Below are 13,960 nucleotides of genomic sequence, written 5' to 3'. Positions count from 1 at the left end.
CCACCTTCACAGCGGCCGCAGTTCACTGCGCGGAACTTCTGCGGGTTGCAGGATAGCCGCGACATCCCTCGACCAAGGAACGTGACCACCATGTCCATTTCAAACCAGGAGACGAGTGCGACGGGTTCCCCCCGGCGTTTGCGCGTCGAAAGCGAGCTCAGCTCGCGCATCGTGACAGCGGGGAGTGTCCTCGACACCAGGAGCGGAGGAGCACTTGGAGCATTCACATACGCATCTCCTTCTGCACCCATTTCCTTCGTCAACAAGGGGGGCCCTCTCCTTTCGACACCTTCGATAAAGCCGATTTTCTGGGGTGCCGAGTGGGGATCTGCTTCGCCACCGTTGGACGCCAACATGATCTTGAACGCCATCAATGTGATCATCAACGGTCCATACCTGAGTTCGCTGACCCAATACGGACTTACCGGAACGCCGACTGTCCAGGGCCCGATGTTCGTCCTCGACTCAGAACCCTCGCCAGCGGCCACCATGGCTCTCATCAACAAGGGGGTGATAGGGCTTCTCAACGGTTTGATCGACGACCATCACCTTTCCGAGCCCGACGCGAACTGGCAGCAACTGAACGTGGTCTTCCTGGCCTCCTCAGTCGCGCCTCCTCCGGCAGCCGGCGGGGTGGTTTCAGGGGCGCACAGTTCCTTTCAGTGGCAGGATTACGACCTCCTCGACGTGGACGATGACCCGGTACGTTACGCCTGGGTGTGTACCCAGGCGTCCGGTGGCATATCGGCCCTGGACATGGCGACGTCTGTCTTCTCCCACGAACTCGTCGAGGCAATGACAGACCCGGACGTTAAATCGGGGTGGCGCCAAAACCCGGACCCCGGCGGCGGCGGAGGAGAAATTGGCGACGTGTGTTCTCAGGTCGGCCGACTCGACGGGACCGCAGTCTCGGCGTACTGGTCCAACGCCGCCGGTGCCTGCGTCATTCCGACGCGCGTCCACCGCTCACGCGTCTCCGAACCTGAAATCCGGGACAGCGTCACCGGCGGCGCGGAAGGGGTCCTCACCAAGGACGAATTCTGCGGGGTTGCACCCAGGTGGGTGGCCAGCTACCCATACAGGATTGAGAAGCATCATCTGGCACAGACTGTCCACGGCACATCGTCGGGGTACGCCGACCCGGCTGGCTCCTGGAGAATCCAAGGCATCCCGGTGCTGAATGGGTCCGGGGCAGTGAAACCCACGGTGACAACCAGCTACCCTGCCGTCTCCGGTATCCCCGACGGTTCACGCACTGTCACGCTGAAGTACACGGCAGGACCGGACACTCTGACCATCGCGAACGATCCGGATGACGGGAACTTCGACGTCACTGTCACCTATTCGAATGTCGAGAAGTCGGACGGGTTCAACCCGGCAATCACCGCAACATCTCGCACAATTGCGGTGGGTTTCGAAGGCCAGACGACCTTGCTTCCAGCGGAGTACTACACCGCCCGGGATTCCTGCTCGAAGGGGTGGTCAGATCTCACCCAGAAGGGGCTGCAGCAAGTGATAGACCTCCTGCCCCTACTGCACCGCGGGGATCCGCCGCCCATGAACGAGAAGATGGCGGCTATCTTCGAACATCGGTACACAGGTCTGGCGGAGACGATTGCCCAGTACGGGAAGCAGATCGGACAATCCGGCCAACCGTAACGCAACGCCCGGTGTCGTGAACTTGCTGCGGCCGACCCAATATAACGCAGGCTCCGGCCACCAGGCCCTGCAGCACGTCCTCGAAGTCGGCTTGCGGGATTTGGGCGAAGAAATGTTGAGAATACGCGCTCCCCGAGATGTTCTGGCCGCGGTAAACGGCGGATGAACAAAGCCGCAGTATCACCGCAAGAGGGCTGAAACCTATGGACCGGTATGCCTACCGTGGTTGTGGGCGTTCGCAGTTGGAACACGCGGTGAGGCAGCCGCGGCCCGATCCGATGAACTATCCAATGAGCAATCAAGACGAGAAATTCCGGAGGTCTCCATGCCTATTCTGACCAGCCTTGCAGCAAGCAAGATTCTTATCACCTCGGTGACCGCGGGTGCCGTCGCCTTCGGCGGCGGTGCAGTGGCAGCGTTCAGCAACATCACCACGGTCGACACCAGCACCCCGCCTGCCGTTGCGGCCCCGGCCCCTTCCGAATCACCGTCGGCAGCGCCGACCACGGCTGCACCTGCTCCCGCCGCCCCGGCGCCGGCGGTGCCGGCCGAATCAGCCCCGGCGCCTGCCGCTCCGGAGCCCCTGACAGCGGAGGATGAGAAGGCCGACGACGGCGACGAGGCAGCGGAGGAGGCCAAGCCGGCCCCCGCAGCACCGGCCCCCGCCCCGGCGGCAACGCCTGCGCCCAGCCAGCCCGCCGCGGCTGCCGCATTCGCGGACAAGGAGGCTTCCGAAGACGCCAAGGTTGAGAGTGAAAGCCATGCCGCACGGGCCTCAGACGACGAAGGCCACCACGAGGGCCGACACGAGGGTCGCGGCGAGCGCCACGACAATGGCCACGACGAGGGCCACGACAAGGGCCACCACGAGGGCCGCGGCGAAGGATCGGATCGGTCCGACCGCTAACAGCTGACACTAGGGGGAGGGCCTTGGGGGCCCTCCCTTTTGTGTACCCGGCCCCGGGAAGGGACGCCCGTTCCGGCACCTCACTTCGACACCGCTGACTCCCTTGGGGCGGTAACGCTGGCCCTGCCGGCTTCAGGCGCCTTTCCCGGGAGTGTAGTAGTTGTGCACGTCGAAGAAGGTCATCTCGGGAGGCCCCGCGAAACCGGCCTTCACGCTCAGGGGCATGATCTTTTCCTTAGCAAAGGCATCGAACTGCTCGCGGCTCTCCCAGACATCAGTGACTTGCAGACCCTTGTCCGTCATTGTGGCCCAATGGGAAATGGACCCGGTAGGCCCGGGCCCGCCCGGAGTGAGCCCCATCAGCCTGTTGACCTCGTCGTACTGCTCGAGATTCGTTCCGTTGAACTCTAAGATGACTGCCACGGCCATGACATGCTCCCTGCGGTCGGGCAGGCTCGCGAAGCGCGGCCTGCGGATGGATGGATACGCCCCGGTCTACGCTTGGCTCCCCAGATCCGTCAACAGGTCGGACATACGCAGCACCCCTTAATCTTCTGCCGCATTGGACCCCGGGCTGAGGAACGATCGGCGACCGCCCGTCGCCGTCGTGCATCCACCTCAATGCCCCGGGGACGAAGCCACTGGCCGCTCCTGCTGATCGCTGGTAGGGATGGAGTTATGACGCAGTCACCCACAGCAGCTGCCGCGTTGTCGCCTTTTGATGTGGTGATCTTCGATCTGGATGGTGTGGTCACGGACACCGCCGCGGTGCATGAGGCCGCCTGGAGGGACCTCTTCACCGAGGTGTTGAAAGACAGCCGGGTCCCGCCGACGGCGCGAAGCGAGCCCTTCAGCAGCAGTGACTACCGAACGTACGTGGACGGAAGGCCCCGGGAAGACGGTGTGCGGGCTTTCCTCGGTTCCCGTGGCATTGAGCTGCCGGTCGGGGACACGGACCCGAGCAGCAAATGGTCGATCCGCGGCCTGGCTAAGCGGAAGGACCGGCTTTTCAAGGAGCGGCTGGGACGTGAGGGTGTGGCGGCCTTCCCGGGAACGGTCGCGCTGTTGGAACGGCTGCGCTCGGGTCGGGTTCCGGTGGCCCTGGCAACGTCAAGCCGTAACGCGTCCGCTGTGCTGTCGGCCGCCGGTCTGTCCCATGCTTTTGACCTGGTCATGGATGGTGCGATTGCCCGGGAGCTGGGGCTCCCAGGCAAGCCGGATCCTGCGCTATTCCTTGAAGTTGTGCACCGCTTGGGGATCCCGCCTGCTCGCGCCGTGGTGATCGAAGACGCCGTCCCGGGCGTCGAAGCGGCACGCCGGGGCGGATTCGGGCTCGTCGTCGGCATCGACAGGACAGGCGCCCGGAGGGCGGAGTTGGAGGCGGCCGGCGCCGACGTCGTGCTGAACGACGTCAGCGAGCTGGATCTGGGACGTGTCCTCACCGACCCGTGGCGCCTTGTTTACGAGGGCTACGATCCGGCCCACGAAGGGCACCGGGAGGCCCTGACGACGTTGGGCAACGGGTACCTTGCCGTCCGGGGGGCAGCCCCGGAGGGCAGAATGAGCGAGGTCCGGTATCCGGGCACGTACCTCGCCGGTGTCTACAACAGGCTGGTCAGCAAGGTCCAGGACCAGACGGTCGAAGACGAGCACATGGTCAACGCCCCCAACTGGCTGGTGCTGGACATCCGACTGGACGGGGTGGACTGGTGGTCGAGGGGCGGGCTGCGGATCCGCCGTGAGCGGCGCGTGCTTGACCTTCGCCGGGCCACGCTGCACCGGGAAGTCGTGCTGGAGACCGACGACGGGCGGCGGCTGGAGGTGGTTCAGCGCCGGTTCGTATCGATGGCCCAGCCGCATCTGATGGCCTTGGAGACGACCCTCACCGCCAAGGGGTGGAGCGCTCCGGTCAGGGTCCACAGCGGCGTGGACACCGGGGTGACGAACGAAAATGTGCCGGAGGATGCGCTGCTGTCCCACCACCATCTGGCCTTCCTGGAGGCATCCGGGCCGTCAGAGCCGGTCCCGGCGGTAGAAGTCGAGACGATCCAGAGCCACATCAGGATTGCGACCGCGCTCCAGACCCGGGTATCCGGGTTCGAAGGAAGCGGCGCGCCCGGTGAGGAAGCGGGAATGCATTACCGCGCCTTCGATGTCCCGCTCAATGACGCCGTGCCGCTGGTGGTGACGAAGATGGTTGCCATCGTCACCTCCCGCGACCGGGCGGTCTCTTCACCGGTGGCAGGTGCGCGATCGGCGGTAGTCCAGGCAGGCGAGCGGGGCTTTGACGCCATGCTCGCTGGGCACGAGAACGCCTGGGCAAGGCTCCTGCACTTGTTCGTCGTCACGATCGAGGGGAGCCCGCAGGTCCAGCTGATCCTGAATCTGCACGTCTTCCACGTGCTGCAGACCCTCAGCCCGCACACCGCCGAGCTGGATACCGGGGTGCCGGCCCGCGGGTTGCACGGAGAGGGCTACCGCGGCCATATCTTCTGGGATGAACTCTTCGTCCTGCCCCTTCTTACCACCCGGATGCCGTTCGTTGCGCGTTCTGTGATTGACTACCGCTGGCGCAGGCTCCCGGCGGCCCGGGAAGCGGCTGCCGCGGCCGGGCTCCGGGGAGCACTGTTCCCGTGGCAGAGCGGCAGCGACGGCAGGGAAGAGACACCCCGTTGGCTTTTCAACCGGAGGTCCGGCCGCTGGGTGGCCGACTACTCGCATCTGCAGAGGCATGCCGGCCTGGCCGTGGCCTTCAACGCATGGCAGTATTTCCTCGCCACCCAGGACCGGGGCTGGCTCCTGCATCACGGCGCCGAACTCGTAGTGGAAGTGGCGCGGCTGGTCGTCTCCATGGCCGAACACGACGAAGAAACGGACCGCTTCCATCTGCGCGGAGTCATGGGCCCGGACGAATACCACACCGGCTACCCGGACAATCCCGGCGGTGGCTTGAATGACAACGCCTACACGAACGTCATGGCTGCGTGGGTCTGCCAGCAGGCCCACGAGATCATGGCGGTGCTCCACGGCCACGACCTGGAGGATCTCCGCGGACGCCTGACCATAACCCCAGCCGAAATGGAAGCGTGGCTGCACGTAAGCAAACGGATGTTTGTACCGTTTTTCGGCGAAGGCATCATCAGCCAGTTCGACGGCTACGACCAGCTGCAGGAACTTGATTGGGAGCACTACCGGAACAAATACAAGAACATTGAACGCCTCGACCTGATTCTGGAAGCCGAAGGAGACAGCACCAACCGGTACCGTCTGGCCAAGCAGGCCGACGTGTTGATGCTGCTGTATGTCCTGGGTGAGAAGGAGCTGATTCTCTTCCTGGGCCGCTTGGGTTACCCGGTAAACGCGGACCGGCTGGCGGCGACGGTGGAGTACTACCTGGCCCGCACGGCGCACGGCTCCACCCTGAGCCGCGTGGCCCACGCCTCGGTGCTGGCCGCGACGGATCCTGACCGGGCCTGGAACACGTTCCGGGAAGCGCTCACCGCCGACCTGGACGACACCCAGGGGGGCACCACCCACACCGGTATCCACCTTGGCGCCATGGCAGGAACGATCGATGTGGTCCAGCGCAGCTTCGCCGGCCTGCGGATCACCAAGGATTCCCTCCTGTTTGCCCCGAAGATGCCCGCCGGGATAAGTACGGTGTCCTTCCGGGTCCGCTACCGGGACCAGTTGCTCGACGTCAGCCTGGATCACGCCACGCTGACGCTTTCCGCGGCGCCGGGAGACGCATCCGCCGTCTGCGTGCGGGTCGGTTCCGAGCAGGTCCACCTGGACGCAGGGGAGACGCGAAAGTTTGCGCTGCAGGCAGATGGCACGGAGGCAACGGCGACGTGAGGAGGGGTGAGGCAGAATTAGTGGTGTGAACGGGACCGACGCAACCCTGTCGCTCCTGCCGACTGCGGGGGGCGGCAGCTGATGGGCTTTGCCCGGCGGTATCCATTGGTCGCTGCCACGGTCCTCTGCGGTCTGGTAGTTGCCGGTCTGCTCTTGGCACGTGAACCGGTGGCTGCACAGTGGACTGCCAGCGTCTATGCGCTCCTCATCACCGTCCTGCTCTCCGCAGACATGGTCCGGGCGCTCATCCGCGGTCATCTGGGAATTGATTTACTGGCGGTGGCTGCGGTGGCCAGCACCGTTGCCGTGGGCGAATACATCGCCTCCCTGATTGTTGTGCTCATGCTTTCCGGCGGCCGCGCTCTGGAGGATTTTGCGCAAGGACGGGCGCGCCGGGAGCTGAGTGCCCTGCTCGAGCGCGCGCCGCAGATCGCCCACCGGGAAAGAACGGGCCTCCCTGCCGAAGACATCAGCGTCGAAATGGTACGCCCCGGCGACATTCTCCTGGTCAGGCCCGCAGAGGTGGTGCCGGTGGACGGGCTGCTGGTCTCCGGGGCGGGGTCCTTCGACGAGGCCGCCCTGACCGGGGAGAGCCTGCCGGTGGAAAAGAGGTCCGGAGACCAGGTGATGAGTGGTTCGGTCAACGGGCCATCCGCCGTACGGGTGGAAGCGACTGCGGCGGTGGCTGATTCGCAGTACAGCCGGATCGTTGCGCTCGTGCAGGAAGCCGCGGCCAGCCGCGCCCCGGTGGTCCGGCTGGCGGACCGTTATGCAGTTCCGTTTACCCTTTTCGCTTTTGTCCTCGCCGGGGCAGCCTGGCTGGTTAGTGGCGACCCGAGACGGGTTGCCGAAGTCCTGGTGGTGGCGACCCCCTGCCCGCTGCTCATCGCTGCGCCGGTGGCATTCGTTGCCGGCATGGGCAGGGCCTCCAAGGCCGGGATTATCGTCAAGAACGGCGGCACGCTCGAAAAGCTGAGCAGGGTCCGGTCGGCGGCGTTCGACAAGACCGGCACATTGACCGGCGGACGTCCGGTCCTGGTCGAGGTCCGCGCCTCCAGCCGCGGCCGGCGCCTGACTGCGGATGAGCTGCTGCAGCTGGCGGCCTCTGCAGAGCAATACTCTTCCCATGTCCTGGCGGGTTCGGTAATGGAAGCTGCCGGAAGCCGCGGACTGCCGCTGCTGGCCGCCAAGGACGCGACCGAATATGCCACCCACGGGGTGTTGGCGGACTTCGGCACATTCACCGTCGTGGTTGGCAAATGCGGCTTCGTCGCTGAGAACGCCGCTGGGGTTGAGAAGGGGCAGCTGACCAGTGGGCAGATGGCCGTCTACATCGGCGTCGACGGCGTCTTCGCCGGCATGCTGGTCATGAGCGACGCCGTACGACCGAACGCGGCGCAGACGTTGGAAGAGCTGCGCCGGCTGGGAGTCCGGGAAACCCTCATGCTGACAGGCGATGCCCAGGAGACGGCCGAACACATCGCCGCCGAACTAGGTATCACCCGGATCCAGGCCGAGTGCCTGCCCGCAGACAAGGTGAAGGCGGTGGAGTCACTGCCGTCCCGGCCCGCCATGATGATCGGCGACGGCGTCAACGATGCGCCGGTGCTGGCGGCCGCGGATGTAGGGGTGGCGATGGGAGCCAAAGGCTCCACCGCAGCCAGCGAGTCCGCTGACGTGGTGATCATGCTCGATGATCTGTCCAGGGTGGCCCGGGCAGTTGAGATCGGACAGCGCAGCGTGAAAGTCGCCCTGCAGAGCATCTGGATTGGCATCATGTTGAGCACCGGGCTGATGATTGTTGCCGCCTTCGGCTATGTTCCGGCGGTCGCGGGCGCGCTCTCCCAGGAACTGGTGGACCTGGCCACGATTCTCAACGCCCTGAGGGCGCTGAGACCCGGGCAGCGGACCGGCCCTGTCAGCCAGCTGGCGCCGGGACGGGCGGTGCCGGCGGACGAGGTGCATCGGTGACCGTCGTTCTCGGGCTGAGCACCGCCGAAGCCCGCCAACTGCTGGCACGGGACGGACCGAATGCGTTGCCGCATGTCCACCCGGTACCCCGCTGGCGGCGGTTCGCGGCCGAGTTCACCCATTTCTTCGCACTGATGCTGTGGGTCGCAGCGGCCCTGGCATTCATCGCCGGCATGCCCCAGCTTGGTGTAGCGGTCCTGATCGTTGTCCTGGTCAACGGCGTATTCTCCCATGTGCAGGAAGAACGGGCCGAACGTGCCGCCGCCAGGCTCCAGGACCTGCTGCCCTCGCGCGTGATCGTCCGGCGGGACGGCAGGCTGAACCGGGTAGAAGCCGCCGAACTTGTCCGCGGCGACGTCGTGGTGCTCGCGGCCGGGGACAGGATTCCGGCTGATGTCCAGTTTATCCAGGCGGACAACTGCACGGTGGATGAGTCCATGCTCTCGGGCGAGAGCGAACCGGTGGAAAAAATCCGCGACGACAGTGGCTTCGGCGGCACATTCCTGGTCAACGGGGCGGCCGAAGCCGTGGTGGCCGCCACCGGGGCCGGGACAAGGTTGGCTGGCATCGCATCATTGACTACAACCGTCCGGCCGCCGCAAAGCCCCCTCAACAGTGAATTGCGCCGGATAGTACGAATAATCTCCACTATTGCACTGAGCCTGGGCGGAACGTTTTTTGCGGTGTCCCTGCTGGCCGGGACGTCCTGGCGCGATGCCTTCCTGTTCGCCATAGGTGTAGCCGTGGCCCTGATCCCAGAAGGCCTGCTGCCAACCGTGACCCTCTCGCTGGCGATGGGCGCTCAGCGCATGGCAGGGCGGAACGCCCTGGTGCGGCATCTTCAGGCGGTCGAAACCCTGGGCTCCACCACGTTCATCTGCACCGATAAAACAGGAACGCTTACTCAAAACCGCATGAGCGCCGTGGAAGTTTGGACACCCCAGGGCACCGTTTCCTTGAAGGGAGCCGGCTACGATCCCTCAGCCGTAGTTTCCGGTCCCGAGGCGGCGTTGAGCGGGGCCTTGCGGCTGGCACGTGCGGCCCGCGCAGCATCCCGCGGCCGCATTGTGCTGCGCGGCGGGCATTGGATCGCCGAGGGGGACCCGATGGAGGCAGCCCTGGACGCTTTGGTTTACCGGCTGGCCGGGCCGGGAGACCCGCCGCCTGCGGAGCCGGAGATTCGCTGGGGCTTCGACCCGGTGCGGCGGCGGGAATCGGTCATCGTCGGATCCGATTTGCTGCTCAAGGGCGCCCCTGAGAGCGTATTGCCGCTCTGCGATGCCGCCGCCGCACCCGCCGCGGCCCGGGCAGTGGAAGACATGGCGTCCCGGGGGCTGCGGGTCCTCGCGGTGGCCGAGCGACGGCTCACTGGCCCGGTGCGTCCGGCCCAATGGCCGGCGAAACCGGACGCGCTTGAGACGCATTTGACCCTCTTGGGGCTAGCGGGACTGCACGATCCGCCCCGGCCCGCGGTTGCCGAGGCTCTGCAGACCGCACGGGCAGCGGGTATCAAAGTTGCCATGCTGACCGGTGACCACCCCTCCACCGCCGCCGCTGTAGCCCGCGAGATCGGTTTGCTGCAGCCCGGCAGCCGGGTCCTCGAAGGGCGTGATCTACCGGTGGACGACCACGTACTCGGTGCACTGCTGGACCGCGACGGCACGGTTGTCAGCCGGGTAGCGCCTGAGCAGAAGCTCCGGGTAGCCCGAGCGCTCCAAATGCGCGGCCACGTGCTGGCCATGACCGGTGACGGGGTTAACGACGGTCCGGCACTGCAGGAGGCCGACATCGGCATCGCGATGGGCGCCAGTGGCACCGACGTGGCCCGCGAAGCGGCAGATCTGGTCCTGCTGGATGATGATTTCGCCACGATCATAGTTGCGGTCGAGCAGGGCCGGGCTACGTATGCGAACATCCGCCGTTTCCTCACGTACCACCTGACCGACAACGTCGCGGAGCTGACGCCCTTCGTCGTCTGGGCGCTATCCGGGGGGAGTTTCCCGCTGGCCCTGGGGGTGCTGCAGATCCTGTTCCTGGACATCGGCACGGACCTGCTCCCCGCGCTGGCACTGGGAAGTGAAAGACCAGGAAGACGTGTCCTGCAACGTCCTCCGGAGCGGCGGCACCTTATGGACGCGGCGCTGATGCAACGGGTGTTCGGAGTCTTGGGACCCGCCGAGGCGCTCTGCGAAATGGCGGCCTTCACGCTGGTGCTGTGGTTGGCCGGTTGGCGGCCGGGCGGGCCGTTCCCTGCAGCCGACATTCTCGCGGGGGCGTCCGGGACGGCCTTCGCGTCGGTCGTGCTGGCGCAGTTGGCGAATGCCTTCGCATGCCGCAGCGAATCGGTCCCGCCCTGGAGACTGGGCTGGAACACCAATCCGCTGCTGCTCTGGGCCGTCGGGGCGGAACTGGCTGCCCTGCCGGTGTTTCTGCTGGCGGAGCCGGTGGCTGCGATGCTCGGACAGGCCCCGCCGCCTCCGGCCGGACTGCTGGCCGCGTTCTTGGCGATGCCGGCCCTTTTCGCCGCTGACTACCTGTACAAGGTGCTGAAGCACTCCGCGCCCAGGGGTGGTTGAGGGCGTCCTGGACCTGCTCCCTGCGACAGCCCCCGGGGATTCACGTGTCAGCGGTGCCATTTGGCCCTACTCGAAGGAGCGGCAGGGTGGCCACGCTCTGAGGACGTGCTCTCAAGGACGGACTGGAGAACGGTCATGACAACCGAAAATCGCGCAGCCAGGATCGTCGTCGGCGTGGACGGGTCCGAAGCTTCTGTCGAGGCGCTGCGCCAAGCCCAGCGCCTGGCGGCGCCGCTGAAGGCGGACATCGAGGCTACCGGGTGCTGGGATTACCCGCAGATGTATGTGGGTCACGAGATGATGGGCATCAAGGGATTCGAGCAGGCTGCGCGGCAGCTGCTGGAGGAAACAGTCGCAGCGGCTTTCGGGCGTGATACGCCCGGGAACGTCCGGATTCGCCTTCTCCAGGGGTCCGCCCGGGAAGAACTCGTGAATGCGAGCAAGGATGCCGACCTGCTCGTTGTGGGACGCCGTGGCCAAGGTGGGTTCGGCGGCCTTTTGCTCGGTTCTGTGAGCTCAGGCTGCGTCGCCCACGCGCATTGCCCGGTGCTGGTGGTCCACGCCCCGCCGGGGGGCCGCAAAGGCTAACGGGAGTACCGCCGTCCATGCGCCCGGGCCAGGATCTCCACTCCGAGGATCCCGCCCAGCGAGACTCCCAGTGTCACGGCCAGGAGCGCAGGGGCGGGCCAGACCAGGCCGAAAAACTCTCGAAGGGCAGGGACGGCCAGCAGGCCGGCGAGGCCGGCATACATGGCGGCGATGATGGCTGTCCGCTGCAGGTTCAATGGCCGGCACACCGCCGCCAAAATCCACAGGGCCACGAGTGAGAGCGCGATCAGGGATGCCGTTCTGCCGGCGTCGGTAGAGCCTCCGCTGACGGAGGAGTAGGCATTGAGGACAACCACGGCTGTTGTGACGATGAGGCCAGCCGGAATAGCGACTGTCAGGGCTCGTTTTAGGAAGCCGGGGGAGTAGCGGCGGGTGTTGGGCATCAGGGCGAGGAAAAAGGCCGGGATGCCGATGGTGAGGCCGTCGGAAGCGGAGAGTTGGCGCGGAAGGAACGGGAAGGCCCACAGCAACGCCCCGAAGATGACGGATAGCGCGATGGCATACGTGGTCTTGGTTAAGAACAGAATGGAGACCCGTTCAATGTTCGCCATCACCCGCCGGCCTTCGGCGACGACCCCGGGCAGCCGGTCAAAGCGGCCATCGAGGAGCACGAGCCGGGACACGGCCTTGGTGGCCGGCGCGGCAGAGTCCATGGCAATGCCGATGTCCGCCTCCTTCAGAGCCAGCGCATCATTGACCCCGTCACCGGTCATGGCGACCGTGTGTCCGGACCGTCGCAGCGCCAGAACCATGTCCTTCTTCTGCCCCGGGGTGACCCGGCCGAAAGCGACATGTTTCGCCATGACCTCCGCCAGAAGGTCAGGATCCTGGGGAAGCTCCCGGGCGTCGTAGCCGGCGGGGGCGTCCAGTCCCACCGCGCGGGCGACGGCGGCGACCGTGCGCGGGTCATCACCGGAGATGATCCGCAGCATGACCCCCTGCTCCTGGAAATACGCCAAGGTACGGGCCGCATCCGGGCGAACCCTTTCACGGAAAGTGAGCAGGACGGCCGGCACGATGCCGGCCGGCAACCGCCCCTCCTGCGGGTTCTGGACCGGGAGCGTGCCGGGCGCGTGCGCCAGGACCAGGGTCCGCAATCCGCCGGAGGCCAAGGTCGCCGCCGTGGCCAGGGCCGGGGCCGTGCCCGGGGAGCCGGCTGGCAAAACCAGCTCCGGGGCACCGAACACCCAGGTCCCCGCGGGGCCGTGGTCTTCGCTGAAGCTGATGGCGCTCCACTTCCGGGTCGAGGAAAACCCGACCTCAGCGACCGGACGATGGCCGCCCTGGTAGGGAAAGGCCTCGGCCAGGCAGCGGGCCGTTGCATTGGCGTTCGGGTCGGCACCGAACCAGCCCAAGGCCTCCTCCCAGCCCGGGGCCGGCGTCTCCCCGGCACGATGGACGGCGTCGAAGGCGGTCCTGCCCTCGGTGAGCGTTCCGGTCTTGTCCAAGCACAGGATATCGACGCGGGCGAGGACCTCGACGGCCGCCAGCTCCTGGATGAGCACCTTGTCGCGGGCCAGCCGCAAGCCGCCGACCGCGAAGGCGACGCTGGTCAGCAGCACCAGCCCGAGCGGGACCATGGCGACGATACTGGCGACCGCGCCGACGGACGCGGTTCTCCAGCTCCCCGTGGTGATCGCTTGTTCCCAGCCGCCGCTGGCCTGCATCTGGCCGTTGATTACGAGGGCCATCACGGGCAGAAGCAGCCAGGAGATCCATCTCATGACCCTGTTGAGGCTGGTGCGGATCTCGGAATTTACCAGCGAAAACCGTTTGGCCTCGGCCGTGAGGCGGCTCGCGAAGGAGTCTGCACCCACCCGTATCACCCGGGCCGTCCCACGCCCGGCAACGACGAAGGAACCGGACAGCGCTTCCGCGCCCGGGCCCTTGTCTATCGGTTCGGACTCACCGGTGAGCAGGGACTCATCAATTTGAAGGCCGTCGCCATGGAGCACGACGGCGTCCGCCGCTATCTGGTCCCCGGCGCCGAGCACGAGGAGGTCATCACGGACGACGTCGTGTATGGCTACCTCCCGGACGGACCCATCCCGGAGCACCCTCGCCTCCGGGGCGTTGAGGACAGCCAGCCGGTCCAGCGACCTTTTGGCCCGGTACTCCTGCACCACCCCGATGACCGCGTTGCCGACTGCCGCGAATCCGAAGAGCGCGTCCCGCCACTGGCCGAGCAGAAGCAGCAGCACGAAACTGCCGGCCACAATGGCATTGAAGGTGGTGAGAACGTTGCCGCGGACAATCTGCCACAAGCTGCGGCTGGAGCCCCCCGCCAGCCTGTTGTCCAGACCGGATTCGACGCGGGTCTTGACCTCGGTGCTGGACAGCCCGGACGGGGCTGAGACGTCCGATGTCCGCTGCCGGCCCATCG

8 protein-coding genes are annotated in these 13,960 nt (G+C 66.2%); 6 read left to right on the top strand and 2 right to left on the bottom strand.

Annotated features, from left to right (window positions below; all coding sequences use genetic code 11):
- Window positions 1-354: 354 nt before the first annotated feature.
- Complete coding sequence (locus AC3ANP_RS15275; RefSeq protein WP_488330991.1) at window positions 355-1,659, top strand: hypothetical protein; 1,305 nt, start codon at window positions 355-357, stop codon at window positions 1,657-1,659.
- A gap of 325 nt (window positions 1,660-1,984) precedes the next feature.
- Window positions 1,985-2,566, top strand: a complete 582-nt coding sequence (locus AC3ANP_RS15270) for a hypothetical protein (protein ID WP_488330990.1) — start codon at window positions 1,985-1,987, stop codon at window positions 2,564-2,566.
- A 132-nt stretch (window positions 2,567-2,698) separates the two neighbouring features.
- On the opposite strand, the gene AC3ANP_RS15265 is transcribed toward AC3ANP_RS15270, so the two are convergent.
- Window positions 2,699-2,995, bottom strand: coding sequence for a hypothetical protein (locus tag AC3ANP_RS15265; RefSeq protein WP_488330989.1), 297 nt, complete (start codon window positions 2,993-2,995; stop codon window positions 2,699-2,701).
- Window positions 2,996-3,244: 249 nt separating this feature from the next.
- Between AC3ANP_RS15265 and AC3ANP_RS15260 the strand changes: the two genes are divergently transcribed.
- The 4 genes from AC3ANP_RS15260 to AC3ANP_RS15245 all read left to right on the top strand — a co-directional run bounded on the left by AC3ANP_RS15260 (window position 3,245) and on the right by AC3ANP_RS15245 (window position 11,556).
- On the top strand, window positions 3,245-6,421 hold the full coding sequence (locus tag AC3ANP_RS15260) for an HAD-IA family hydrolase (RefSeq protein WP_488330988.1): 3,177 nt from the start codon (window positions 3,245-3,247) through the stop codon (window positions 6,419-6,421).
- Between the two features lie 81 nt (window positions 6,422-6,502).
- Window positions 6,503-8,392: a heavy metal translocating P-type ATPase gene (locus AC3ANP_RS15255; RefSeq protein WP_488330987.1), complete on the top strand. Its 1,890-nt coding sequence runs from the start codon at window positions 6,503-6,505 to the stop codon at window positions 8,390-8,392.
- On the top strand, window positions 8,389-10,968 hold the full coding sequence (locus AC3ANP_RS15250) for a cation-translocating P-type ATPase (RefSeq protein ID WP_488330986.1): 2,580 nt from the start codon (window positions 8,389-8,391) through the stop codon (window positions 10,966-10,968). The genes AC3ANP_RS15255 and AC3ANP_RS15250 overlap by 4 nt, the downstream gene beginning before the upstream one ends.
- Window positions 10,969-11,103: 135 nt before the next feature.
- Window positions 11,104-11,556 carry a universal stress protein gene (locus AC3ANP_RS15245; protein ID WP_488330985.1) on the top strand — a complete coding sequence of 151 codons (453 nt, stop codon included), beginning with the start codon at window positions 11,104-11,106 and terminating at the stop codon, window positions 11,554-11,556.
- Here the strand turns inward: AC3ANP_RS15245 and AC3ANP_RS15240 are convergent.
- On the bottom strand, window positions 11,553-13,958 hold the full coding sequence (locus AC3ANP_RS15240; RefSeq protein ID WP_488330984.1) for an HAD-IC family P-type ATPase: 2,406 nt from the start codon (window positions 13,956-13,958) through the stop codon (window positions 11,553-11,555). The genes AC3ANP_RS15245 and AC3ANP_RS15240 overlap by 4 nt on opposite strands.
- Window positions 13,959-13,960: the final 2 nt, after the last annotated feature.

The sequence above is a fragment of the Arthrobacter sp. JB02-1C genome (assembly GCF_057748045.1).
Note: the sequence above shows the minus strand (reverse complement) of the source record. Positions and strands in the feature narration are given on the sequence as shown.

What these genes read in the sequence shown, in the direction of transcription:
- AC3ANP_RS15275 (WP_488330991.1), top strand. Translation starts at nt 355, where the DNA reads ATGATCTTGAACGCCATCAATGTGATCATCAACGGTCCATACCTGAGT.
- AC3ANP_RS15270 (WP_488330990.1), top strand. Translation starts at nt 1,985, where the DNA reads ATGCCTATTCTGACCAGCCTTGCAGCAAGCAAGATTCTTATCACCTCG.
- AC3ANP_RS15265 (WP_488330989.1), bottom strand. Translation starts at nt 2,995, where the DNA reads ATGGCCGTGGCAGTCATCTTAGAGTTCAACGGAACGAATCTCGAGCAG.
- AC3ANP_RS15260 (WP_488330988.1), top strand. Translation starts at nt 3,245, where the DNA reads ATGACGCAGTCACCCACAGCAGCTGCCGCGTTGTCGCCTTTTGATGTG.
- AC3ANP_RS15255 (WP_488330987.1), top strand. Translation starts at nt 6,503, where the DNA reads ATGGGCTTTGCCCGGCGGTATCCATTGGTCGCTGCCACGGTCCTCTGC.
- AC3ANP_RS15245 (WP_488330985.1), top strand. Translation starts at nt 11,104, where the DNA reads ATGACAACCGAAAATCGCGCAGCCAGGATCGTCGTCGGCGTGGACGGG.
- AC3ANP_RS15240 (WP_488330984.1), bottom strand. Translation starts at nt 13,958, where the DNA reads ATGGGCCGGCAGCGGACATCGGACGTCTCAGCCCCGTCCGGGCTGTCC.